The 23,786-nt window shown below is 68.5% G+C and carries 25 protein-coding genes; 16 read left to right on the forward strand and 9 right to left on the reverse strand.

The features are described 5' to 3' along the window. Nucleotides 1–44: 44 nt before the first annotated feature. From ACYVKL_RS03425 to ACYVKL_RS03440, 4 genes are read right to left on the reverse strand one after another with little or no spacing between them, the layout of a single operon-like run. Nucleotides 45–695: a GAP family protein gene (locus ACYVKL_RS03425; protein ID WP_213560409.1), complete on the reverse strand. Its 651-nt coding sequence runs from the start codon at nt 693–695 to the stop codon at nt 45–47. After that, nucleotides 692–1,699: a hypothetical protein gene (locus ACYVKL_RS03430; protein ID WP_379171228.1), complete on the reverse strand. Its 1,008-nt coding sequence runs from the start codon at nt 1,697–1,699 to the stop codon at nt 692–694. Before ACYVKL_RS03430 ends, ACYVKL_RS03425 begins: the two co-directional genes overlap by 4 nt. Continuing rightward, on the reverse strand, nt 1,696–3,030 hold the full coding sequence (locus ACYVKL_RS03435) for a Dyp-type peroxidase (protein WP_379171226.1): 1,335 nt from the start codon (nt 3,028–3,030) through the stop codon (nt 1,696–1,698). The genes ACYVKL_RS03430 and ACYVKL_RS03435 overlap by 4 nt, the downstream gene beginning before the upstream one ends. A gap of 10 nt (nt 3,031–3,040) precedes the next feature. Further along, nucleotides 3,041–3,601 (reverse strand): hypothetical protein, encoded by a 561-nt coding sequence (locus ACYVKL_RS03440; RefSeq protein ID WP_379171224.1) that lies wholly within the window; start codon nt 3,599–3,601, stop codon nt 3,041–3,043. Nucleotides 3,602–3,724: 123 nt separating this feature from the next. On the opposite strand from ACYVKL_RS03440, the gene ACYVKL_RS03445 reads away from it, so the two are divergent. The 8 genes from ACYVKL_RS03445 (at nt 3,725) to ACYVKL_RS03480 (ending at nt 12,904) form a co-directional block, all read left to right on the forward strand. Continuing rightward, the gene (locus ACYVKL_RS03445) at nt 3,725–4,741 is read left to right on the forward strand and encodes an AraC family transcriptional regulator (RefSeq protein WP_379171222.1); all 1,017 of its coding nucleotides are present in this window, start codon (nt 3,725–3,727) and stop codon (nt 4,739–4,741) included. Nucleotides 4,742–4,906: 165 nt separating this feature from the next. Continuing rightward, entirely contained in the window at nt 4,907–6,841 is a 1,935-nt protein-coding gene (locus ACYVKL_RS03450; protein WP_379171220.1) for a dipeptide ABC transporter ATP-binding protein, read from the forward strand. Nucleotide 6,842: 1 nt separating this feature from the next. Continuing rightward, complete coding sequence (locus ACYVKL_RS03455) at nt 6,843–7,709, forward strand: ABC transporter permease (protein ID WP_379171218.1); 867 nt, start codon at nt 6,843–6,845, stop codon at nt 7,707–7,709. 1 nt (nt 7,710) lies between these two features. Next, nucleotides 7,711–8,709 carry an ABC transporter permease gene (locus ACYVKL_RS03460; protein ID WP_379171216.1) on the forward strand — a complete coding sequence of 333 codons (999 nt, stop codon included), beginning with the start codon at nt 7,711–7,713 and terminating at the stop codon, nt 8,707–8,709. Between the two features lie 39 nt (nt 8,710–8,748). After that, nucleotides 8,749–10,329 carry an ABC transporter substrate-binding protein gene (locus ACYVKL_RS03465; RefSeq protein WP_379171214.1) on the forward strand — a complete coding sequence of 527 codons (1,581 nt, stop codon included), beginning with the start codon at nt 8,749–8,751 and terminating at the stop codon, nt 10,327–10,329. 3 nt (nt 10,330–10,332) lie between these two features. Beyond that, complete coding sequence (locus ACYVKL_RS03470) at nt 10,333–11,145, forward strand: N-acyl homoserine lactonase family protein (RefSeq protein WP_379171212.1); 813 nt, start codon at nt 10,333–10,335, stop codon at nt 11,143–11,145. Continuing rightward, a complete protein-coding gene (locus tag ACYVKL_RS03475) occupies nt 11,142–11,870 on the forward strand; it encodes a hypothetical protein (protein WP_379171210.1) in 729 nt (242 codons plus the stop codon). Before ACYVKL_RS03470 ends, ACYVKL_RS03475 begins: the two co-directional genes overlap by 4 nt. Continuing rightward, nucleotides 11,867–12,904, forward strand: coding sequence for an isopenicillin N synthase family dioxygenase (locus ACYVKL_RS03480; protein WP_379171208.1), 1,038 nt, complete (start codon nt 11,867–11,869; stop codon nt 12,902–12,904). The genes ACYVKL_RS03475 and ACYVKL_RS03480 overlap by 4 nt, the downstream gene beginning before the upstream one ends. A 31-nt stretch (nt 12,905–12,935) precedes the next feature. Here ACYVKL_RS03480 and ACYVKL_RS03485 read toward each other — a convergent pair whose 3' ends face one another. Beyond that, a complete protein-coding gene (locus ACYVKL_RS03485; protein WP_379171206.1) occupies nt 12,936–13,580 on the reverse strand; it encodes a TetR/AcrR family transcriptional regulator in 645 nt (214 codons plus the stop codon). 105 nt (nt 13,581–13,685) lie between these two features. Here ACYVKL_RS03485 and ACYVKL_RS03490 point away from each other — a divergent pair, with 105 nt between their 5' ends. From ACYVKL_RS03490 to ACYVKL_RS03505, 4 genes are all read left to right on the forward strand, one after another. After that, nucleotides 13,686–14,498 (forward strand): SDR family NAD(P)-dependent oxidoreductase, encoded by an 813-nt coding sequence (locus tag ACYVKL_RS03490; RefSeq protein WP_379171204.1) that lies wholly within the window; start codon nt 13,686–13,688, stop codon nt 14,496–14,498. Nucleotides 14,499–14,500: 2 nt separating this feature from the next. After that, nucleotides 14,501–15,334 (forward strand): TIGR03619 family F420-dependent LLM class oxidoreductase, encoded by an 834-nt coding sequence (locus ACYVKL_RS03495; RefSeq protein ID WP_379171486.1) that lies wholly within the window; start codon nt 14,501–14,503, stop codon nt 15,332–15,334. 13 nt (nt 15,335–15,347) lie between these two features. Beyond that, nucleotides 15,348–15,848 (forward strand): nuclear transport factor 2 family protein, encoded by a 501-nt coding sequence (locus ACYVKL_RS03500; RefSeq protein WP_379171202.1) that lies wholly within the window; start codon nt 15,348–15,350, stop codon nt 15,846–15,848. Between the two features lie 85 nt (nt 15,849–15,933). Next, nucleotides 15,934–17,274: a TIGR03118 family protein gene (locus ACYVKL_RS03505; RefSeq protein ID WP_379171200.1), complete on the forward strand. Its 1,341-nt coding sequence runs from the start codon at nt 15,934–15,936 to the stop codon at nt 17,272–17,274. Nucleotides 17,275–17,335: 61 nt separating this feature from the next. Here ACYVKL_RS03505 and ACYVKL_RS03510 read toward each other — a convergent pair whose 3' ends face one another. Both ACYVKL_RS03510 and ACYVKL_RS03515 read right to left on the reverse strand, forming a co-directional pair. Further along, entirely contained in the window at nt 17,336–17,992 is a 657-nt protein-coding gene (locus ACYVKL_RS03510) for a response regulator (protein WP_379171198.1), read from the reverse strand. Next, nucleotides 17,989–19,158, reverse strand: a complete 1,170-nt coding sequence (locus tag ACYVKL_RS03515) for a sensor histidine kinase (RefSeq protein ID WP_379171195.1) — start codon at nt 19,156–19,158, stop codon at nt 17,989–17,991. Before ACYVKL_RS03515 ends, ACYVKL_RS03510 begins: the two co-directional genes overlap by 4 nt. A 212-nt stretch (nt 19,159–19,370) precedes the next feature. Between ACYVKL_RS03515 and ACYVKL_RS03520 the strand changes: the two genes are divergently transcribed. The 3 genes from ACYVKL_RS03520 (at nt 19,371) to ACYVKL_RS03530 (ending at nt 21,082) form a co-directional block, all read left to right on the forward strand. Continuing rightward, the gene (locus ACYVKL_RS03520; RefSeq protein ID WP_460771184.1) at nt 19,371–19,961 is read left to right on the forward strand and encodes an SDR family NAD(P)-dependent oxidoreductase; all 591 of its coding nucleotides are present in this window, start codon (nt 19,371–19,373) and stop codon (nt 19,959–19,961) included. 305 nt (nt 19,962–20,266) lie between these two features. After that, nucleotides 20,267–20,572, forward strand: a complete 306-nt coding sequence (locus tag ACYVKL_RS03525; RefSeq protein ID WP_379171193.1) for a hypothetical protein — start codon at nt 20,267–20,269, stop codon at nt 20,570–20,572. Nucleotides 20,573–20,668: 96 nt separating this feature from the next. Further along, nucleotides 20,669–21,082 carry a VOC family protein gene (locus ACYVKL_RS03530; protein WP_379171191.1) on the forward strand — a complete coding sequence of 138 codons (414 nt, stop codon included), beginning with the start codon at nt 20,669–20,671 and terminating at the stop codon, nt 21,080–21,082. Between the two features lie 116 nt (nt 21,083–21,198). On the opposite strand, the gene ACYVKL_RS03535 is transcribed toward ACYVKL_RS03530, so the two are convergent. Together ACYVKL_RS03535 and ACYVKL_RS03540 are read right to left on the reverse strand one after the other, a co-directional pair. After that, on the reverse strand, nt 21,199–22,674 hold the full coding sequence (locus ACYVKL_RS03535) for an HNH endonuclease signature motif containing protein (RefSeq protein WP_379171189.1): 1,476 nt from the start codon (nt 22,672–22,674) through the stop codon (nt 21,199–21,201). A gap of 104 nt (nt 22,675–22,778) precedes the next feature. Next, nucleotides 22,779–22,922, reverse strand: a complete 144-nt coding sequence (locus ACYVKL_RS03540) for a hypothetical protein (RefSeq protein WP_379171188.1) — start codon at nt 22,920–22,922, stop codon at nt 22,779–22,781. Between the two features lie 215 nt (nt 22,923–23,137). On the opposite strand from ACYVKL_RS03540, the gene ACYVKL_RS03545 reads away from it, so the two are divergent. Continuing rightward, on the forward strand, nt 23,138–23,743 hold the full coding sequence (locus tag ACYVKL_RS03545) for a dihydrofolate reductase family protein (RefSeq protein WP_379171185.1): 606 nt from the start codon (nt 23,138–23,140) through the stop codon (nt 23,741–23,743). Nucleotides 23,744–23,786: the final 43 nt, after the last annotated feature.

The raw sequence follows: 23,786 nt of genomic DNA on the forward strand, positions 1-23,786 counted from the left end.
CGATGGCCGGACCCGGGTTCGGGTCCGGCCATCGGCACCAGGGCTCAGAAGCCGGTGACGCCCTTCGCGAGGGCCGTCGTGCCCATCACCATGAACACCACGGCGATCACCGTGTGGTTGTGCGCCTGGAGCCAGTTCTTCAGGCCGGCCAGCGCGCCTCGCAGTTGGTTCGCCGCGACGGCGTAGCCGCCGACCGGGACGACCACCGAGGCCGCGCCCAGGAGGACGAACGCGGTTATCGCTACCGCGTTTCCGGCGGGGTTCAAGCCCGCGGTGCCGATCGTGACGCCCGCCGTGAGGCACAGGAGCAGGTTCTTCGGGTTCAGAACCGATAGCAGCACGCCCAGGCCAGCGGCCTTGGCGACGCCCAGCTCGTCGATGGCCGTCATCCATGCCGGGATCGAATCGTCTGCGCGGCTGCGCCATTGGCGGACGGCGATGACGACCAGCAGCAGACCCATCGCGATCTTGATCACCGAGGCGGCGGTGGAGGGCTGGCTCGCCGAACTCATCAGGCCCGCGGCGGCCGCGGCCGTCACCAGGCCGGTGACCGTCAGGATGCCTGTCACCCAGCCGAGCGCGAAGCCCACGCTGGCCCGCTTCGCGTTGACGGACAGCAGCATGAGGATCGCCGCCACCACCGGAATCGGGGACAGCGCGACGCCGATGGCCAGAGGGAGCAGGTCACCGATCATTTCATCGCCGCGAGATTGCGCCAGAAGTTGGCGAGGCTGTCGGTGCCGCCGAACAACGTGGTGAAGTTGGTGGAGTCGGCCATGACGATGTCGCCGGCGCGAACATCGTTGGGCGGCAACCACAGCAGCGTATTGAACTCGGTGTTGCCCGCCTCGATGAACGGGTGCGGGCGCGACAGTTCGATGGGCTGGCGGGCCAGCAGACGCACCGAATCACCCTCGGGCTCGGTCAGTTCGTAGTGCGGCAGGTGCGGGTGGAAGTTGAAGGTGGTGACGTTGTCGAGCAGGTGCGGGGTGTCGAGGTCGCGGAAAGCGGTGAGCGGGGCGATCGAACGGGTGCCCTCCACGACCGCCGGACGCAGGCCGTAGACGTTGTGGACCGGCACGTTCAGGGCGGACATCAACGAACGGGTGTACGCGCCGAACCGCTGCTGACGCGGCACCAGCGGGTCACCGTGGTGCTCGAACTCCACCTGCCGCTGCTTCAGATCATCGGTGAAACCGACATCGTGGTGCGGGGCCAGCAGCAGGCAGGTGCCCTCCCGCTGCAGCCACTGCTGGATGGCGGCGATCTCCTCCGGCGCCGCCGCCTCCTGCGCGAGCAGGTGATCGAGGCCGAACACCAGCAGCGTGTCGGTGTCGGCGAGAATGCGCTCGTCGATGGGCTGCTTGTAGCCGGCCTGATCGATGCGCTGGAACACCGCCACCGGATGCCCGGTCACCTCACCGGCCACCCGCTGGAAGTCGAGGGTGGAGCGGTGGAACAACTCCAGGGTGCCCGCGATGCCCTGCAGGAAATGCGCGGCGTCGTATTCGGGGGTCTCGTAGGCGGGCCAGGCGACCTGGCGCACCTCGGTCATGGTGGAGAAGCGGTTGTCCAGTTCGGCGGTATTCCGCTGCGACTCCCAGGGATAGCTCCACGACCAGTAGATGCTGATGCGCCGCTTGCCCGGAGTGTAGGGGCGGTCCACATGGGTCTGGTTGTAGGTGCGTGCCGAGCTCATGCTGCTGCCTCACTGTCGGGGAGAGTGGTCAGATAACGCAGGGCCCGCAGCCCTGGCAGGAAGAAGTACGCGCCGCCGGCGACGGTGGTGAACGCCGGCATGCCCTTGATCGTCTTGCGAATCGGGCGCTTCGGAATCTTGTATTCCAAAGTGCCGTCCTGGTTTCCGATGATCGGATCGCGCTCATTGCCCAGCTCGTGGAACGTCGTGTCGTTGACCCACACGTTCTGGGCGAACTCGAACTGGCGCACCAGGCTCGCGCACAAGATGAACGCCGCGATACCGCGGTCCGCGCCGTCGTCGGGCACGCCCTCCGGCAGCTGCGGACCGTAGGTGGCGCCACGGCGAATCATGCGGTGGCGTGTCATGTTCACACCGGTGTCGCGCGGATTCATGCGGCGCATGTGCGAGCCCAGCGGCACCGCGTAGCCGTGCGGATCCATCTGCTTGTAGTCGAAATCGTTGTTGCGCGACATGTCCGCGCCCAACTCCGGATCATCGGCCTCGGGGGCCAGGACCAGGGGCGCGCCACTGCGCCAGCGGCCCATCAGCTTCGCCGCCACCAGCTCCTGCTCCTCGGTGGTCTCGCCGTGCTCGGCCAGGAAATCGCGGAACCGGCCCACGTGCTCGCGCAGCCGGCGGTATGCCATGAACGTGCCGTTGCGGGAAAGCAATTCGGGCCGAGGCAGGTTCGTCGGCGGACCCTTCTCGTCGTCGTAGCCGAGAATGAACTCCCCGGCCTTCAGCGGCGCACCACTGCCGGGGGTCGGCTCCTCGCCCGCGCCCTCGATCACCGGCTGTGACAGGCGATCCCGGTAGCCGAAATGGTCGTGCGCGTAGCCGAACGGCGGGACGGCCTCCAGATCCAGTGATGACAGCACCGTCACGCCCGGGCAGGCGGCCAGTAGCTTGTTGTGCTCGGCCACTTGGCGGTCGCGGTTGGCGGCATCGCGGGCGAAGAGGATGACGATCGCGTGCAGATCGTCACCGGCGGTGCCGTCGACCCACAGGTCGGGATGATTGGCCCCGGTGTCACCCAGGATCTCGGCCCGGGCGGCCATGCCCTGGCGGAATTCCTCCGGAAAACTTGTCAGCTCGTCCGCGGGGACGCCCAGGGCGCGCAGGCCGGTCCACGTGAAAGCCACTGACACCCAAGGTTTGTCGATGTCCACCGACTCCTGCAGCTCCGCTGCCGAGGGAACCTGCTCGGTCATCGCGGCCAGCCAGGCCCGCGCCCCGGCGGCATCGGTGAACGACAGGAACTCGTAGCGCCCGGTCAGCGCGGGCACCCGGGTCAGCAGAATGTGCTGGATATCGTCGAATTCGAGCATGAGTACCCCGCTACTGCATCTCGTCGAGCATGTTCGAGAACGCGGCCTTGAGACGCAGGGCCTTCTTGATCTCGTCGGCGGTCACATACGGGTATTCGCCGTACTCGAGGAAGCTCGGGAACTGGTGCTTGCGGAAGAATTCGATGGCGGCGGCCCGGTTGGTGCGCCAATCGTCGGGGAAGCCGACGAGATTCACGAAAGCGGTGGTGATGCCCGTGGACAGGAACAGGTCCAGGGCGTCGTCGAGGTACTTGTCGAAGTCGGTGTCGAAAATGCCCTGGTACTGGAACGTCAGGCCGTCACCGATATCGAACAGCACCCAGCGCAGATAGTGCAGCCGCAGCGGCGCGAGCACCGTCGGGTCCTGTTCGAGCGCGGCCTGAATGACCTGACCGTGCTGGCGGATCGCCGCCTCATGGCCGGGCTTCACCTTCGCGATAATCGAAAACCCATAGTTAGCCGGAGTGCGCGGATAGATCGGACCGTACCGCCCCTGCTCGTACTCGAAGTACCCCGTCTCGGGGATGGCCATCGCTGCTGGCCTGGACCAATCCTCGTTGCTTGTGGCCACGTTCTTGTCCCTTCCTTCGGTCTGGCATCGGTAACTGGAACGAAACCCACTGTATTGGGGGCCGGGGCGCGATGCTTATCATTACGAGACAGGAAGTTGTTCATTTCGGGACATCGGAGAACCGTGAAACCGCTGGCCCGTTACGCCGCACTCCACGAATACGTGGAACTGAGCCGGTCGCTGGGACTGGACCCGGTGGCGCTGATGCGCGCCTCGGGACTGGACCCCACCGGCCTGAGCCTGCAGGACCGCTGGGTGCCCGCCGCCGCGATCGCCGACCTGCTCGAGCATTCCGCCGCCGCCGCGGGCTGCGACGATTTCGGGCTGCGCCTGGCCGAACGCCGTCGCTTCGCGAATCTGGGACCGCTGAGCCTGGTGATCCGCGAGGAACCCGACGTGCGCAGCGCGCTGAGCGTGATGTCGCGGCACGAGGACATGTACAACGAGGCGCTGCGCACCCGCCTCACCGAACACAACGGGCTCGCCACCATCCGGCTGGCCCTCGATATCGGGCAGCCCGGCGACACCCGCCAATCCGTCGAACTGTCGGTGGGCGTCCTGCACGGCCTGCTCGCCGGGTTCCTCGGCGCGTCCTGGCGACCGGTGGAGGTCCGCTTCACCCACCCCGCCCCGGCCGACCTGCGCGCCCACCATCGCGTGTTCGGGCCGCGCGTGAGCTTCGAGCAGGACTTCGACGGAATCATCGCCTACACCAGCGATCTCGACGCCCCCAACGCGATGGCGGATCCGCAGCTGCGCGCCTACGCCAAGCGGCTGCTGGACCCTGTCGGCCCGATCCGGCCCGTGACCACCACCGACCGCGTTCGTGAGCTCATCGAGCTACTCCTGCCCACCGGCCGCTGCTCGGTCGAGCAGGTGGCGCGCAGCCTGGGCGTCGATCGTCGCACCGTCCATCGTCGCCTCGCCGCCGAGGGCGAGACGTTCAGTTCGCTGCTGGACGCGACCCGCGCCGACCTGGCTCGCCACATGGTCGCCAACCCGCGCCGCTCGATCACCGAGACCGCCGAACTGCTCGGCTTCACCGCCCCCGGTAACTTCTCGCGCTGGTTCCGCGCCCGGCACGGCTGTAGCCCCGCGCAATGGCGGCGCAACGGCGGTGGTCAAAGCGTTGCGGGGTAGGCGGATTCGCGGTAGTCGGCCGATCGGTCAGGTTTCTGTCACTCGATAGAAACGGTCGGCAATCAAGAAGTTACCGGAGGTAAGGGAAGCGATACGTACGCGTCATCGGAAAGGGCGTCGGGACCGAAAAACTATCGATTGACAGGTTGATCGGTAGGAGCGTTCATGAGCACTGCACTGGTGGAGACCACGGTGGCCGAGGTGGCGCGGGTCGATGAGCTGCGGGTGACGTTTCGCCGAGGCGGACGGGAATTGTCCGCGCTGCGGGGAGTGACACTGGGGGTGCGGCGCGGGGAGATCCTCGGACTGGTGGGCGAATCCGGCTCGGGGAAGAGCGTTCTCGGGTTCTCGCTGCTGGGCCTGCTGCCGGGCACGGCCCGGGTGCAGGGCGCGGTGACCGTCGGCGAGACGGACATGGTGGGCGGGGGTGAGAAGGCCCGCGGGCGGGTGCGCAAGCTGGATCTGGGTGCGGTGTTCCAGGATCCGATGACCTCGCTCAATCCGACCATGCGGATCGGCAAGCAGGTGACGGAGGCCGCGGGCTCGCCCGAGGAGGCGGAGCGGCTGCTGCGGGCGGTGGGAATTCCCGAGCCCGGGCAGCGGATGCGGAGCTTTCCGCACCAGCTCTCCGGTGGGCTGCGGCAGCGGGTGATGATCGCGATGGCCATCGCCGGCAATCCGGCATTGATCATCGCCGACGAGCCGACGACGGCCCTCGACGTCACCGTGCAGGCCCAGGTTCTCGCACTGCTCCAAGGGATTCGCGACGAGCTGGGCTGCGGCATTCTGCTGATCACCCACGATCTCGGCGTCGCCGCGCAGATTTCCGACCGGCTGGCGGTGCTCTACGCGGGCCGGATCGCCGAGATCGGACCGACCGCGGACGTACTGGCCGCACCCGCGCACCCCTACACCCGCGGCTTGCTGCGCTCGCGGCTGACCCTGAATACGCCACGCGGGCAACGACTCACCTCGATGGCCGGCGAGGTGCCCAGCCCCGCCGCCCCGCCGCCCGGCTGCGCTTTCGCGCCGCGCTGTGATCACGTGACCGCCGCCTGCACCGTCACACCACCGGACCCGGTACCGATGTCGCCGGATCGCGTGACCGCCTGCCTGCTGCCGACAGCCGCCGACCTCCCCGCGGTCGAACCCGCCCCCGCGCCGGCCGAGATCGACCGACCCGCAACCACTCCGGCGGTCACGGTGCAGGACGTCACCAAGACCTTCACCGTCGGCGGGATCCGCAGGCGCACCACCCTGCACGCGCTGCGCCGGGTGTCACTGACGGTGGCGCGCGGAGAGTCGGTGGCCCTGGTGGGCGAGAGCGGATGCGGGAAATCGACGCTACTGCGGGTGATCGCCGGACTCGAACCGGCGAGCAGCGGAACGGTGACCCGCGCCGACGGGCAGCGGCCGCAGATGGTCTTCCAGGACGCGGGCGCATCGCTCACACCGTGGATGTCGGTGGGGGAGTTGATCTCCGAGCGACTCCTGCGATCGGGGCTGTCGCGGGCCGACCGGGGCCGCGCCGTCGAGGCAGCGCTGCGGCGCGTGGGTCTGATGCCCGAGGTGGCCAAGGCGCGAGCCGACCAGCTCTCCGGCGGTCAGCGGCAGCGGGTTTCGCTGGCGCGGGCCACCGTGGTGCCGCCGCCGATCCTGCTGTGCGACGAGCCCACCAGCGCGCTGGACGTCTCGCTCGCCGCGTCGGTGATCAATCTGATCGGCGACCTGCGGCGCAGCCTGGACATGTCGGTCGTGTTCGTGACCCACGACCTCGCGGTCGCGCGGGTGGTCGCCGACCGGATCGCGGTCATGTATCTCGGCCGCATCGTCGAAATCGGCACGGCCGAGCAGGTTCTCGGTGATCCGGCGCACCCGTACACGCGGGCCTTGATCGCCTCCATTCCCGATCCCGCGCATCCACCCGCGGCCCCCGCCGGGGAACCCGCCAGCCCGCTCTCGCCGCCGCCCGGCTGCGCCTTTCACCCGCGCTGCCCGATCGCCGTCCCGGCCTGCCGCGACGAGCGACTCGATGTCCGGCTGGAGGGGACTCCCGGTGACGTGCACCAGGTGGCCTGTATCGAAAGGAAGGTGAGCTGAGATGACCGTCGCGGCGCCCGCACTCCTCCGGTGGCGCAGTGCGCGACTGTCGGTGGTGCCGAAGTCTTTTCCGAATGCCTGGAACTGGGCCGAAGTGTCGCTGATCGCGATGGTGACGCTGGTCGCCCTCGCGGTGCCGGTACTGGCCCCGCACGATCCGCTGCTCCCGGTCGGGCTGCCGCTGCAACCGCCCGGCCAGGGCGGATTCCTGCTCGGGACCGACAATATCGGCCGCGATCTGCTCAGCCGCGTGCTCTACGGCATGCGCGCCAGCTGGTTCGCCGCGCTGGCCGTGGTCGCGAGCGGGGTGCTGGTGGGCGGTCTGATCGGATTGATCGCGGGCGCGGCCGGCGGCTGGGTCGACGGGCTGCTGATGCGGATCACCGACGCCTTCCTGGCCCTGCCCGGCCCGGTGCTGGCCATCGCCGTCGTCGCCGCGCTCGGGCCCGGCTTCACGCACACGCTGTTCGCCGTGTCCATCGTCTGGTGGCCGTTCTACGCGCGGCTGGTGCGCGGTGATGTCGCGGCGCTGGCCGCGCGGCCGCACGTCGAGGCGGCGAAACTGTTGGGGGCCGGACCGATCCGGGTCGCGTGGCGGCATCTGCTGCCGGGTGCGGCGCCCGGCGCCCTGGTCGCGGCGAGCCTGGATCTGGGCACGCTGATCCTCACCCTGTCCTCGCTGTCGTTCCTCGGTCTCGGACAGCCCGCGCCGGCGCCCGAACTCGGCGCCGACGCGGCCCGCAATCTCAGCTATTTCCTGCAGCAGTGGTGGATTCCGGTGATGCCGGGCCTGGGCGTCACGGTGCTGGCACTGATCGGCACGGTCGCCGGGGACTGCCTGCGCAACCTGATGAAGAAGGACCGATAGCGTGCGCAGCTTCGTATTCTCCCGCCTCGCCGCGATGGTCGCGATCCTCATCGCCCTGACCGCGGTCATGTTCGTCCTGCAACGCATTTCGCCGCTGGACCCGGTGCACGCCCAGCTGGGCGGTTCCGCCTCGCAGTCGGCGATCGCCGCGCGCCGGCACGAGCTCGGGCTGGATCGGCCGGTGCCCGTGCAGTTCTGGCACTACCTGACCGCTGCGGCGCACGGTGACTTCGGCACCTCCTACCGCACCCGCCGCCCCGTCAGCACCGATCTGGCCCACTTCGTCCCCGCGACAGCCGAACTGGCGCTGTTCGCCCTGCTCATCGCACTCGCGCTGGCGGCGCTGCTGGCCTTCGCCACCACGCTGCGCTGGCCCGGCTCCGGCGTCTTCCGCGCCGTGCTGTTCGCCGGGGCGTCGACGCCGATGTTCCTGCTCAGCATTGTCGGCCTGATCGTGTTCTACCAGCAGCTGGGCTGGGTGCCCGCCAACGGACGCAGCGCGATCGGCGGAGCGCCCACGGGCCCAACCGGATTGCTCACCGTCGACGGATTGCTCGCCGGCCGGTTCGACGTCGTCACCGACGCGCTGGCCCACCTGATCCTGCCGGCCCTCGTGATCGCCCTCGGCCCGGCGGTGGCCATCGGGCGGGTGCTGCGCTCGAGCCTGCTCACCGACATCGACAGCGACTACGCCCGCACCGCCAAGGCGAAAGGCCTCGGCCCCACCGGAATTCTGCTGAAACACGTGCTGCGCAACTGCGTCGGCGCGGCGCTGTCGATGACCGGACTGCAAGTGGGGCTGATGTTCTCGGGCGTGCTGGTGGTCGAGCAGGTGTTCGGCTGGCCGGGCATCGGCCAGTACATCGCGCAGAGCATCCCGGTCGCCGACTTCCCCGCCATCGCCGGCGTCACCCTGCTGCTGGGCGCCTGCTACGTCGTCATCAATACCGCCGTCGACCTGCTGCAGGCCGCCGCAGACCCGCGCCTCGTCACCGTCTGACGCCCTCGCTTCCCACCCCGTCACTTCGAAGGAACCGCCATGATCCATGCTCGACACCGGTTCGCCGCCACGGCTTTCGCCGGCGCGGCCCTGCTCGCCCTCACCGCCTGCGGCGGCTCCGGCAACCAGACCCCCAACGCCGCACCCACCGACAAGGTGCTGCACCTGTCGTTCCTCCAGGACCCGGGACAGCCGCCGGACCCCGACGTGTACTACGCCGGTCAGGGGCTGCTGCTGACCACCAACATCTATGAGGGCCTGCTGCAATTCGCGCCGGGAACCGACAAGGCGCAGCTGCAACCTCTGCTCGCCACCTCCTGGACCGCCTCGCCGGACAACAAGGTGTTCAGCTTCGCCCTGCGCCAGGGCGTGAAATTCCACGACGGCACCCCGTTCACCTCGGCGGCCATCAAGGCGTCGTTCGATCGGCGGCTCGCGGTGAATCAGGGCCCGGCGTACATGGTTTCCGACATCGACTCGGTGACCACCCAGGGCGACTACGCCGCCACGATCACGCTCAAGGCCCCGAATGCGGTCTTCCTGGACTACCTGGCCTCGCCGTACGGGCCGCGCATGCTCAGCCCGACCGGACTGGCGAAGAACGCCGGCAGCGACAACGACCAAACCTTTTTGAGCACCCATGATCTGGGCACCGGACCATACACGCTGACCGACGCCCAGGTCGGATCCCATTACGGCCTGGCCGCTTTCGGCGACTACTGGGGCGCGAAGCCCTACTTCACCACCGTGGATCTGCCGGTCGTCACCGACACCTCGGCCCAGCAGCTGCAATTCAACAACGGCCAGCTCGCCGCGGTGCTGCACGACCTGCCGTCCTCGGCGGTGTCGTCCTACATCGTCAACAGCAAGTTCGCGAACTACTCACTGCCCACGATGATGTCGAACTATTTCTATGTGAACCCGCACAAGGGGATGTTCACCAACCAGGCCGCGCGCGCCGCGCTGCTCCAGGCGATCGACGTCAACCAGATCGTCCAGCAGACCTACTCCGGCCGCGGCAAGGTCGCCGACCAGGTGTACCCGCCGAACATGATGGCGGCCCAATTCGCCAAACAGGGCATCACGCACGACACCTCGGCACTGGCCAAGGTGGTCGCCGCCCTGCCCGCCGACCAGAAGACGGTCACCATCGGATTCGACTCCAGCAACCCCGACAACCAGCTGGTCGGCAACCTCGTCCAAACCCAGCTGGCCACCGTCGGCATCACCGCGAAAGTGCAGGGCTACCCCACCTCGCAGATCTACGGCTGGCCCGGCACCAAAGCCGACGACGCGCCCGAAATGCTGCTGCTGGCAGGCTGGCCCGACGCGCCCTCGCCCTACACCTGGGGCCACATCAACTTCGACCCGGACGGCGGGCTGAACTACCTCAACTGCTCGGCGCCCGATCTGACCGCCTCGCTGTCGGCGGGCCGGCAGTCCGGCGCGGACGACGTCTTCTCACACGCCGCCGCCCAGGCCTCCGCGACCGGCTGCTGGCTCAATATCGCCGACGTCGACGACTTCGTCGTCGCGCAACCGTGGCTCAAGGGCCTGGCCGAATCGCACATGGTGACCGAGCCGAACTCGTTGCGCCTGGCCACCCTGTCGGTGGGCTGAGCCATGACCGGACTGGTACGCCGCATCGTCCTGCTCACCCTCGGCTGGGAAGACCTGCCCAAATCCATTTCGGTACACGGCAGCCCGGCCCACGAACGGCTGCGGGAGCCCACCCCGGGCGTGCTGTTGCAGACCGACGGCGGGTGGGTGCTGCTCGACACCGGATTCAATACCGCGCTGATCCGCGACCCCGCCCTGTACCGGCGCTTCTACCCGAGCGTCGAATACATTCCGGTCCTGCCCGGCCCGGGCGAGCCGATCGAGGAATCGTTGCACGACATCGGTGTCGACATCGACGACATCCATGCCGTCGCGGTCAGCCACCTGCACCACGACCACGCGGGCGGATTGAAACTGTTCGCGGGCAAGGTGCCGGTGCACGCGCAGCGCCGCGAGCTCGAGTACGGGATGTCGAATCATCCCGAGCCCGAACACCATGCGATGGCGCGCATCGACTACGACGATCCGCGCATCGACTGGCGGCTCGCCGACGGGGAGGCCGAGATCGCCCCCGGCATCACCGCCGTCCCCACCTACGGGCACACCCCCGGGCATCAGAGCTTCATGGTGGAGCTGGACCACTCGGTGGGCGGGGGCGGGTTCGTCTTCGCCTTCGACGCGGCCGATCTCACCGAGAACATCGAGCACGAGCTGCCCGTGGGCGGGTTCATCGGCGTCGACGCCGAGCAGACCGTGGAGCCGATTCGCCGGCTCAAACGGCTCGCCGCAGACAAGGGGTACGCGCTGATTCCCGGGCACGACCCGCACGCCTGGCCACACTGGACCGATCACTTCCACGAACGGTTCGCACGGTGACCGCGCGGGAATCGGCGCCGCCCGTGCTGATGTCGGAGTGCGCGGGGCTGTGGCAGCGGACGCTGCTCGTCGACACCGACGGCACCCAGGACACCACCACGGATGTGCAGTGGCTGCAAGGGCTCACCCGATTCGTGGATCTGCGCCGGCCGACGCCGCGACCGGACTTCGACAGCGTGCGGTGCGCGGCCGAACTGAGCTCGCAGCAGCGAGCCTGGCTGCACATGCAGGACGGGTTCGCGGGCGAACTCACCCAGCGCGACCAGGTCTTCCACTGGCGGCGGCGGATCGAACTGCAGCCGCCGGGGCCGTTTCCCGACGAGGGGCGGATGAGCTACTCCGGCGAGGTGCTCGTCGAAATCGGTGTGCACGCCGATTATTTCGAGCACTGGACCCGGGCGGAGGTTCCCGAGACCTGCTGGGCCATGGACCTCGAAGCGCCCGGCGGGGATGCGGCGATCCTGCTCCGGGCGGGCGACCGCTTCGGCTGGGCACACCGCGATACCGCAGGGGCGGTGGAGCTTTCCCTGGGCACCGTCTCACACGGCGAATGGTTCATCACCGACTCGGCCCTGCCCTATCGGGAAGGGCAACTCCTCGATCCGCGGTGGGGCACCGGCGCGGAACCCGGAAGAACACTGTGCACCAGCACTATCGACGCGGACGGCGCTCCGGTGACCCCGGAGTGGACCGTCCGCTACACGGAAGGAAACGTGATCCTATGAGTAAGGCGACCTCCTTCACCTCGGTTCCGGTGATCGACGTGTCCGGTCTGCGCTCCGCGTCCGAGCCCGACCGCTTGGCCGTGGCCGGTGAGATCGGCAGGGCCGCACGGGAAGTCGGGTTCTTCTACATCAGTGGCACCGGCCTGGACCCGGCGCTGTTCGAACGGCTGCTGGCCGCCACCGAAGAATTCTTCGCGCTGCCGCTGGAGGAGAAGATGCGCTCCTACATCGGACTCTCCCGCTGCCACCGCGGCTACGTGCCGACCGGCGAAGAGGGCACCGACGAGGGCAAACCGGACCTCAAGGAGGCCTTCGACACCGCCCTGGATCTCCCCGCCGACGATCCCGACCACCTCGCCGGCAACCCCATGCTCGGGCCCAACACCTGGCCCGACCTCCCGGGCTTCGACACCACCGTGACCGACTATTACCAGGCCGTAATCGGGGTGGGCCGGCAACTGCTGTGGGCCTTCGCCGTCGCCCTCGGCGAAGATCCCGACACCTTCCTGCGCTACGCGACCAAGACCCCCAGCCAGCTCCGCCTGATCCACTACCCCTTCAACCCCGAGCCCGACGACGCGGTCGGCATCGGCGCGCACAGCGACTTCGAATGCTTCACCCTGCTCGCGCCGACCGCTCCCGGCCTGGAGGTGCTCAACGGCGCGGGACAGTGGATCGACGTTCCGCCCATCCCCGGCGCGTTCGTCATCAATATCGGCGACATGCTCGAGCTGTGGACCAACGGCGAATTCATCGCCACCACCCATCGGGTCCGCAAGGTGCAGCAGGAGCGCTACTCCTTCCCCCTGTTCTTCAACGTCGACTACGACACCGTCGTCGAGCCGCTGCCGCAATTCACCGCTCCCGATCGCCCCGAACGCGCACCGTTGCGCGCCGGAGAACACCTGTTCGCGCAAACCGCCCAGATCTTCCGGTATCTGCGCAGGCGCCTCGAATCCGGCGAACTTCAACTGCCCGACGGCTCCCTGCCCGTCGGCTCGTTCGGTCAGGAAGCACGCCAAACGGCCACCTGAAGCGCACCGCCGGTGGGCGTGCTGTGGGCGCTCACCGGGACGGGCGCCACGGCGCCAACAGCAGTTCGCAGGCGCGGCGGACGTCGTGCAGGGCTTGCTCGGTGGTGAGGCGGCCGGCGATGGTCCAGGTCAGGATGCCGTAGACGCACTGTTCGAGCAGGCGGGCCAGGCGGTGGTCCTCGTCGGTGGGGTCGGTGATGCCGGCTGCGGTGAGGATGCGGTCGGGCATCACGTGATCGGTGACGAGAGCTGCTGCGGTGGAGGGTGTTTCGGGAGGCGCGGGCTCGGAGGGGAGGGCGTGGCCTTCGGCGCGGACCGCGTTCATCGACACCATCATCGCCCGGGCCAGCAGGGGGCGGCGCAGCAGCTCGCCGACGGCGCGGGTCAGGAAGTCGGTCGCCCCGGTGACCGGGTCGCCGGGAACCGCGGCCGGGTGCGGCAATTCGCGCACCGCGCCATCGAGCACCGCGGCGAACAGGTGATGCTTGGAGGGGTAGTAGCGGTAGAGGGTGCCCAGGGCGACGCTCGCGGACTGGGCGACCTCGTTCATCTGCACGCGCTCGAGGCCGTGCTCCGCGCCCAGGCGGGCGGCCGAACGCAGGATCGCGCGTTGGCGCTCCAGCTGCCGGGCCGTCGAGACGCGACCGGGCGCGCGGGAGTCCTGGATGCGCGGCATGAATCCACCTTCTGTCCGATTACTAGAATTCACTCTAGTTTTTCTGGGTGGAAGTTTGTAGAACTGGAGAAGACCGAGTTCGAACTCACAGGTGAGGAAGTCGCGATGGACGGGGTTGACCCGCAACGTTACGGGCCGTGGGCGGTCATCACCGGCGGATCGGAAGGGGTCGGGCGCTCGTTCGCGCTCGAACTGGCGCGCGCCGGGATCGCGCTGCTGCTGGTGGCGCGGCGGACCGCGCCCCTCGAGGCGACCGCCGCGGAGTGTCGGGAACTGGGGGTCGAGGTGCGCACGCTCGCAACCGATCTGACCGCACCCACCGCCGTGGCGGAGATCGTCGCCGCGGTCGCCGACGTGGAGGTCGGGCTGCTGGTGCTCAATGCCGGGGCCAACACCCACAGCGCGCCGTTCGTCGACGGGGATCTGGCCGCGTTCGGGCAGGTCATCGATTTGAACATCACCACGCCGCTCGGGCTGATCCACCACTTCGGGGCCGCTATGAAAGCGCGTGGCCGGGGCGCGATCCTGATGGTCGGATCGCTGGCCGGGTATCTGGGGTCGCAGCACCACGCCGTGTACGGCGGGGTGAAGGCGTTCGGGCGGATCTTCGCCGAAAGCCTGTGGCTCGAGCTCGGCGACCACGGGGTGGACGTGCTCGAACTGGTGCTCGGCGTGACCCGCACACCGGCCATGGAACGGGTCGGACTCGACTTCGACGTACCCGGGATGCCGGTATCGGAACCCGATGACGTGGCGCGCGAAGGACTCTCGCGGCTCGGGCACGGGCCCGTCCACATCATGTCCGGCAACGAGGCGGGGGCCGCGCAACGCAACGACCCGGATCGGGCGGCCGCCGTGCTGCGCGCCGACCGGGGCATGCGGCGGCTCATGGGACTGCCCGAGCGGGCGGCGCGATGAGCCTGCGACTCGGACTGTCCACGCCCATCGTGGTGCAGGTGCCCGGCATCGCGTCGCCATGGGAAGCCACCGCGGGACCCGAGGATCTGACCCGGATCGCCAGGGCCGCAGACGAACTCGGCTTCGACCACCTGACCTGCGCCGACCATGTCGGAGTGCCCGCCGCGGCGGCCACGGTGCGCGGCGCGACCTATTGGGATCCGCTGGCGACACTGTCCTATCTGGCGGCGCACACCACCCGGATCCGGCTCGCGACCTCGGTGCTCGTGCTCGGGTATCACCATCCGCTGGCGCTGGCCAAGAGCTACGGCACCCTCGACCGGCTCAGCAATGGCCGCGTCGTGCTCGGAGTCGGAGTCGGTTCTCTCGCCGAGGAATTCGCGCTGCTCGGCGCGGCCTGGGAAGACCGGGGCGCGCTGGCCGACGCGGCGCTGACGCGACTGCGCCGGGCCTGGGGGCGTCGTGAGGTCGAGGACTTCGTGGTCGAACCGCACGCGGTGCGCACCACGGTGCCCATCTGGGTGGGCGGGCGCACGCGGCGGTCGCTTCGCCGGGCGGTGACGCTCGGCACCGGGTGGGTGCCGTTCGGGCTCAAGGCCGATCAGATCGCGGAGCTGCTCGCGACAGTGACCGTGCCCGAGGGCTTCGACATCGTGCTCTCGCCGGGTGCCCCACTGGATCCGCAAGGTGACGAAGCCGATTCGCTACGCCGGCTGACGGCGCTGCGCGACGCCGGTGCCACCCACCTGACCTGCACCGTGCGGGCGAACGACGCTGGGCACTACTGCGAGCAACTCGCCGCGCTGCGCGAACTCGTCGACCGAGAACTGCTGTAGAAGAAGGATTCTCATGAGTGAAGAGCGTCTCGCGGCCCTCGAGGCCCGGCTGCTGCGGGTCGAGGACGAGCTGGCCATCACCCGATTGATCGCCTCCTACGGTCCGCTGGTCGACGCCGGAGCCGCCGCCGAGGTCGCCGACATGTGGACCGAGGACGGCGAATACGACGTCGAGGGCTGGCACATGCGCGACCGCGGGCAGGTGCGGGCGATGGTCGAGTCGACCGCGCACCAATCGCTGATCGCCGCCGGATCGGCGCATTTCCTGGGTCCGGCGGCGGTCATCGTCGACGGTGACACCGCGACGGCGGTGTGCGAGTCGCTGCTGGTCCGCCACCGCGACGGTGAGTTCTTCGTGTGGCGGGCCGGGGCCAATCACTTCGAGTTGGCGCGAACCTCGGCCGGGTGGCGGATCGTGCGCCGCGTGACCCGGGTGCTGGACGGGTCGGACACGGCGCGCAGGCTGCTCGCTGAGCCCTGGACCAGTGGAAACATCATTTCCGAACGGAAATGAGGGTCCCCTAACGACAAGGCTCGTTCTTCCAGTTATGGTTAGCATCACCTAACGCCGCACCTGGGCGTTTGCTGGAAGGAACGAAATGAACGGACGATCGAGCGGCAAGACCCTGCTGCGTGTGTCGGCTCTGGGCGCCGCGCTGGTCGTGGCGGCGGCGTGCACCAGCACGAAGTCGGACTCCGACGACGTCAAGGCGCTCGACGGCAACCATTACGCCCAGGTCAACATCGCCTCCAACAAGGCTTCCGACAAGGCGCAGTTCACCGACCCCAACTTCATCAACGCCTGGGGTATCGCGGATCGGCCCAAGGGGGCGGGCGGCCACTTCTGGGTTGGCGCGGGCGGCTACTCCTTCCAGTTCGTCGGCGACGTCACCAAGTCGCCGGAGGCCAAGTACCAGAAGATGTTCCAGGACCCGCTCAAGCTGGTCACCATCCCCGGCGCGGACTCCATCCCGGACGAGGACGGCGACGAGGGCGAGGGCAAGACCACCGGCGTCGTCTTCAACCCGGCCCCCATCACCTCCGACATCTTCGCGGTCAAGGACCAGCCCGTCAGCTACGACGGCAAGGACGAGAAGCTCACCGGCTCCGCGCGATTCATCTTCGCCACCGACTCCGGCAAGATCTCCGGCTGGACCGAGCAGGGCGCCGGCGGCGCGATCGTGCGCCACGACGGCCCCGCCGTGCTCGAATACGACGGCCACGCGCAGGGCATGAACTTCAAGGGCATCGCCCTCGACCCCTCCGGCACCAAGCTGCTGGCCGCCGACTTCGGCAAGGACCCGCAGGTCCGCACCTTCGACAAGGACTGGAAGCTGGTGCCCACCACCGGTTTCGCCAACCCCTTCGCCACCGGTGACGCCGTCGACCCGGCCGACGCGTCCAAGGGCAAGAAGATCAAGGTCGGCGACCCGGCCCCCTTCAACGTCGCCACCATCGGTGACCGCGTGTTCGTCACCTACGCCATCACCCAGTCCGAGGGCGGCGACCCGAACAAGCTGAAGGCCGGCGAAGAGGACAAGGCCGACAAGGACCAGGAGAAGAAGGACGGCAACAAGGCCAAGAAGGGTCAGGTCGCCGAATTCGACAAGACCGGCAAGCTGGTCCGCACCCTCGACGCCGACGGCCGCCTCAACGCCCCCTGGGCTGTCACCGTCGCCCCGCAGGGTTTCGGCCCCCTCGCCGGCAAGCTGCTGGTCGGCAACTTCGGCGGTGCGGGCCACATCCTCGCCCTCGATGACCAGTCCGGCAAGTTCGTCGACTACCTGCGCGACGCCGACGGCAAGCCCGCCGAGATCGAGGGCCTCTGGGGCCTGATGTTCGGCAACGGTGAAAGCCTCGGCGACGCCGACGCCCTCTATTTCACCGCCGGCCCCAACGACGAGAAGGACGGCCTCTTCGGCAGCCTCCGCCTGAAGTAAGCCGCGAAACATCCGGGCCCCGAGCTGAACTCAGCTCGGGGCCCGTGTCGTTTCGACAGACTCAGCGGGCTCCGTGACGCAGGCCGTAGATGGCGAGGCGGACCCGGTTGGGGGAGCCGGTTTTCGCCATCAGGTTGGTGACGTGGGTTTTCACGGTGGTCACGCCGAGGACGAGGCGAGCCGCTATCTCGGCGTTGGACAAGCCCTCGGTGAGCAGGGCCAGCACATCTGCCTCGCGCCGGGTCAGGGCGTACAGGTCTGGGGGACCGCTGATTTCGTCCTCCGCATCCGAATGCGCGGCCACGGCCGATTCGACCAGGCGGTGCAGGACGTCCGGGGAGAACGGGCGTTCGCCGGTCGCGGCCCGGCGGATGCCGTCGAGCAGGTCGGCGGGCGCCGCGTCCTTGACCAGGAAGCCGCAGGCGCCGGCTTCCAGGGCCGGATAGAGGTGATCGTCATCGTCGAAGGTGGTCAGGGCCAGGACCCGGGCGGTGGGGCGGGCCGCCAGGATCCGCTCGGTCGCGCGGATTCCGTCCATGCCGGGCATTCGCAGATCCATCAGGATGACGTCGGGGGTGAGGTCGGCGGCGAGCCGGACGGCGTCGGAACCGCCGGAGGCCTCGCCGATCACCTCGAGATCGGCGGCGGTATGGCACAGCATTCGCAGGCCCGCACGGACCAGTTGCTGGTCGTCGACGATGAGTACGCGGATGGTCATGCGGGCGCGCCGATGCGCTGGGGCAGGCGGGCGTGGATTTGCCAGCCGGAGCCGCATGGCCCGGAGCTGAACACGCCGTCCAGCAGTTCGACGCGTTCACGCAGGCCGACCAATCCGACGCCGCCGGCTCTGCGAGTCGCGGCTGGACCGGGAGAACCGTTGTTGCGCAAGGTGAAGTCGAGGTCACCGGCCGCGCCGACGGTGATGGTCAGCCACGCGCTCGCATCGGGGCCCGCGTGCTTGGCGACATTGGCCAGCCCCTCCTGGGTCAGGCGCAGCACCGTCAGCGCGCGCAACGCGTCCGCGGTTGCGACGTCCTCGGCCAGGTCCGCGGTCACGGACATGCCGCCGCGCCGGGCGCGCTCGACGGCCTCGGCGAGGGCTTCGGGCAGGTCCGCGGGGGACAGGAACGACTCGCCGTTGCTCGCCGGATCTCGCAGGATCGTCACCAATTTCCTCAGGTCCGTGAGGGTTTGCTTGCCGGTGGCGTGAATGTCGTCGAGCACCGCCAGCAAGGCGGGCGGCGCGTCGGGCACCGCGTGGCGGGCGACGCCGACCCGAAGCACGGTCGAGGACACGTGATGGGCGATCAGATCGTGGAGTTCGCGGGCGATGGCGGTCCGTTCGGCCTCCCTGGCCGCGGCGATCTCGCGGTCCCGCCGCTGCTCGAGCGCGGCGGCTTCGCGGGCGGACTGTTCGGCGCGGGCCCAGGCGACCCGCAGCAGACCGCCGATGAGCAGCGGCACCAGGGCCATGACCACCGCGCGATACAGCATCACCGCGGAACCGCCGACCGGATGCAGCAGGTAGGCCGCTCCCAGGACGCCCGCCGCGAGCAGCGATCGCCAGCCGCCGCGGCGAGCGGTCAACTCCGCGAGCGCGATACCGGCCGCGACCTTCGCGACAATCGGTCCCGTATGCCCGAATTCGAAGCCGAGGATCAGCAGACTGCTCGTCAGCAACGCGGCCGACATCGGCCAGCGCACCCCCAAGCCTGACGCAGCCACCGCGAGCATCCCGAGCACCCAGTCGAACACACTGGGCTCGTGCCCGAGTAACAGCAGGCAACCCGCGGCCATCGCGGCCAACACGGCGAGCCGGACCGGCAGCATGCGCTCACCGAGCAGCGACTCGGCACTTCGGGTGACGCCGGAGGAACCAACCACGCCAATCATCATGGCGCACCGGCACGACGCCGCGATTCCTCCGCAGGGAGGAGAACCTCCTCCTCCGACCGGCCGCCCGGACCGGACCGCGGTCGGATCCGCCGCATCGATGCGGCTGCGAGGGTGAAAGGCATGAGCGACAACGACAATCGGACAATCGACGACGCGAGCACGGGCAAGGCGAGGCCACCTACATCCACGCCGACGTCCTCATCGAATCCGACGTCCGCGACTTCATCGACACCGCCGCCCAACGCTACGGCGGACTCGACGTCGCATTCAACAACGCGGGCATCACCATTCAAAAGCCGCTCCACGAGTACACCGCCGACGAATTCGACCGAGTACTGAACACCAACCTGCGCGGCACCTTCCTCGCCATGAAATACGAAGTCCCACACCTGATCCGAGGCGGCGGCGGAACGATCGTGGTCACCGCCTCGAGCAACGCCCTGGCCACCGACTCCAGCCGCGCCGCCTACACGGCAAGCAAACGCGGCCTGGTCGGCCTCGTCCAATCCGCAGCACTCGACTACGCGAGCCACGGAATACGAGTCAACGCCCTGGTCCCCGGCACCACCGACACCGACCTGGTCCGCAACGCCAGCCCGATCGGCCACCTCCCCGACGACGCGTACCGGGTCGCCATGAAGCAGTGGGCACAATCCAACGTCCCCGGAATGGGCAGACTGGCGTCGCCAGAGGAGATCGCCGCCTTCGCCCTGACCCTCGCATCCCCGGAATTCCCCTACCTCACAGGCGCGCAACTGGTCATAGACGGCGGAAAGACCGCCCACGCCTGATGATCTGCGCGGCGATACCCGATCACCGGCCGTCCACGCCGGTCGAGTTGGGCAGGATGCTCCGCCAGTTGCACGCGTTGACGCCTCCCGAGTTCCCGTTGCCGGACTACGCGCCATTCGATGGGCTGCGAGAACACATCGAGACCGCAACCACGATCGAGAAAGGCGACCGCTCATGGCTTTTGGAGCGGTACACCCAGCTGCTCCGGCGGTACGACCAGTTGGGCGATCCCTCGCCTCCTTGCGTCATTCATGGCGACGCCTGGCAATGAAATCTCGTGGTGCCTCCCTCTGGTGATCCCACCGTGCTCGACCTCGACAAGGTATCCATGGGTTGGCGCGAATGGGATCTCGTTCAACTGGCGGTCGATCACACCGACTTCCGGCGGATCACCGACGGCCAGTATCAGAGCTTTGTCGACTCCTACGGCGGTTACGACGTGACGCGGTGGCCGGGCTACCGGGTTCTCGCCGACATCCAAGAGTTTCGATGGGTGGGCTTCGCGCTCGGTCGATCGGATACGACGAGATCAGCCGCGATAGAAGCCGAGCACCGCATCGCATGCATCCGAGGACTGGTACCGAAGCCCTGGACCTGGCGAGCGCTCTGAGTCGGGGTGTGTGGCTTTGCGGTCCAGTGTGCGCCCCCGCCGCGTGTGCCGGGCTCGAACCGGCGGGTAGGGCGGGGGTGTGCCAGCATCGGTGGCATGGCGATCGCTGTGGAGTCCGTTGCGCATATCCGGCTGACCGTGGGTGATATCGGGCGGTCGAGGGCGTTCTACGACAAGGTCTTCGGGTGGCCCGTGGCGTTGGAGGTGCCGGACGACGCGAACGATGAAACGCGGCAGCGGCTCAGCTTCTTGCACGGTGGGGTGATCTATCGGGTACCGCAGGGGTTGATCGGGTTGCGGCCGGCGGGGAGTGATCGCTTCGACGAAAATCGGGTCGGGCTCGACCATCTGGCGTTCTCGGTGGGCTCGCTGGGGGAGTTGGAAGCCGCGGCCGCGCATCTCGATTCGTGCGGGGTTGCCCATGAGGACATCAAGGACATCGGCTTCAGCTATATCCTGGAGTTTCGGGATCCGGACAACATCGCGTTGGAGTTGACCGCGCCGAAATAGCGGGATTCGCGTCAACCCGCTGGTCCCCGGCACCACCGACACCGACCTCGTCCGCAGCGCCAGCCCGATCGGCGGCCAGGCCTGGGAACCAACCAGGAGGGTCTCGTCTTCCTCCGCTAAAAGGGCGGCTCGAGTGCAGACAGCACAGCAATGGATCCGATGGCGGGTGGATTGCGGCGGGACTGGCGATGACTTCGTCGCTGCCTGGGCGTGCAGTACACGTGTACGAGTTCGGTCATGGCATTGAGGGCCTGGCCTGGATCGATCAGCGGCTCGACTGCGGCCGCGTCGGGTACACCGGCGGCAGTGACCGGGGGTATCGGCAAGCGTGGGAACAGGAACCTTGCGCCTTCCGGAGTGGTGGTGACCGATCCGCCGCTCGGGGAGCGCCATTCGACGGTGCGATCCGGGTGGTGGATTACCTGCCAGCCGTTGGAACCGTTGTCGGCGATGGTTTTCAGTCGGTGATGGCGGCGGCAGCGGCAGCCCAGGTTGGCTTCGGTTGTGGGGCCGCCGCTTTCGGGGGTGGTGTGGTCGAAACGGTCCTGGTGGTCGAGGTCGGTGGCTGCGGCGGGTACTGAGCAGCCCGGTGCGCGGCAGGTTCCGTCGAGGGCTCGGACTCGTGCGGCTACTCGGGCGCGCGGGCGATAGCGCAGTGCGGCGGCGTCGGCGGTGGGGCGGTCGGTGTCGGTGATGATGTCGAAGTGGGCGTGGCGGGCGATCTGGCGGGCCAGGTCGGCGTCGATCGCGCCGAAACCTGCCAGGAGCGCCGGGTTGTCCTGGAGTCCCGCAAGTGTTTCGGCCGAGACGCCGACCTGCACCAGGGCCTTGCGGACGGCGGGGGTCGATTGCCCGGAATCGCTTCGTGGGCAGGTGCTGTGGCCGCACCGGCAGGCGAGGCGGCCGGTGCCGTCGGCGAGGGCGATCAGGGCGTCCGCTCGGCGCTGACCGGTGGTGCGGGGGTCCTGGCCGCAGCACTGGGTGCTCGCCATTTCGCGCAAGCGCTCGTATACCGTTTGTCCGCCGGCGGCGGGCAGTACGGCCTCCAGCAGTGCGGTGCCGTCCTCGGCGGCGGTGACCTTCACGTACCGGTCGGCCTCGGCGGACTTGCGGCGGGCGGCCTGACCGGCTGGATCCGCCTCCAGCAGCCATCGCCGCAGCGTGCGGCGAACCCGCTGCGGTTCAGCGTGTTCCGCATAGGCCGCGATGCGTGGCTCCACGGTCGCGAGGAGTTCATCGGAAGCATTGACCAGCGTTTCGGAGATGGCTCGCGCCCGGGGCAGATCGATCCGGCCCTCCGCGAAGGCCTCCCGGGTGGCTCGGTATCGCTCATTCAACCCGAGACCCAGAGCGATCGAGCCGTCCGCGGACCGCTGCGACACCTTGATCGCCATCCCGATCTCCGTCGCGGCGTCCTCACCCGCGTACAAAGCTCCGACTCCCAGTGCGAGCTGCTGGGCCCGGCGCAGGCGATAGAGCTGTGCCATCAACGCGATCTCTTCGGCCTGTGCGACAGCAATCATCGAGTGCACAACGCGAAGCCGCTCCACCACCTCCACGGCAGAGAACGTGTCATCAGCGCATTCACTCACGCAATCGATCATAGTTTCGAATCCTGCGACACGACAGCATGATCGAGAGAACACGCCTTGTAATTGATTGGCTAACCATTGAACCGGCGGAAAGCGCGGGTGGGTCATTCCATGGCTTTGCCTACGAACCAGAGGGTGAGGACTGCGCCGATGGCGATTACTGCGCCGTAGTGGCCGGGGGAGAGGGCGTAGGTGTAGGTGGATGCGGCGGAGATGACCGCGGCGGTGATGAAGAGTAGGCGCTTCACGTTGGGCTCCACAGGGCGGGATTCAACCGTACGAGGGGTGGGAGTTGGCGCACCACGGGAAAGGCGGCGTGGTGGCGGTTGTGGGGCGCGGGGGCCGGATCGCGGTTGGATCGGGCCGAATCGGGCAGGGGGGAGCGATGAATTTCGGGTGGGGGCGCCGTCGTATCAGTGAGCGCGCGCGACATTCGAATCAACGACCGGCAAGGAGCACAGTGATGCGCAAGGTTACGGCGGGGCTGTTCATTTCACTCGACGGGATTGTGGCGGAGCCGCAGGACTGGCACTTCCCCTACTTCAACGACGAGATGGGGGAGGCGGTGTCGGCCCAGGTCGCGGGGGCGGACACGCTGGTGTTCGGGCGGGTGACCTATGCGGGGTTCGCGGGGGCCTGGCCCGAGCGGGAGGCCGCGGGCGGGGAGGACGCCGGGTTCGCGAAGGCGTTGGGGGACATGCGGAAGGTTGTGGTGTCGCATCGGGAACTGGAGTTCGGCTGGCGGAACTCCGAGCAGCTGCGCGGGGACCTGGTCGAAGGGATCGCGGCGCTCAAGGCCGAGGACGGTGGGGACATCGCGATGAGCGGGTCGCCGTCGGTGGTGGCGCAGCTGTTGGCGGCGGGACTGGTGGACGAACTGCATCTGTTGGTGCATCCGGTCGCGCTGCGCAACGGCGGAGTGCGGCTGTTCGAGGACGGGAGTTCGATTCCGCTGCAGCTGGTTTCGGCCACGCCGTTCAAGACCGGGGTGATCCATCTGGTGTACGGGCCGGCCGACGCGCCCGAGCAGGTCGGTTACGAGGACGCCGCGAAGACGCAGCTCTCCTGACCGGAGCGGGAACAACGAGAGCGGGTCCGCCGAACGGCGGACC

This window comes from Nocardia tengchongensis, from assembly GCF_054781395.1.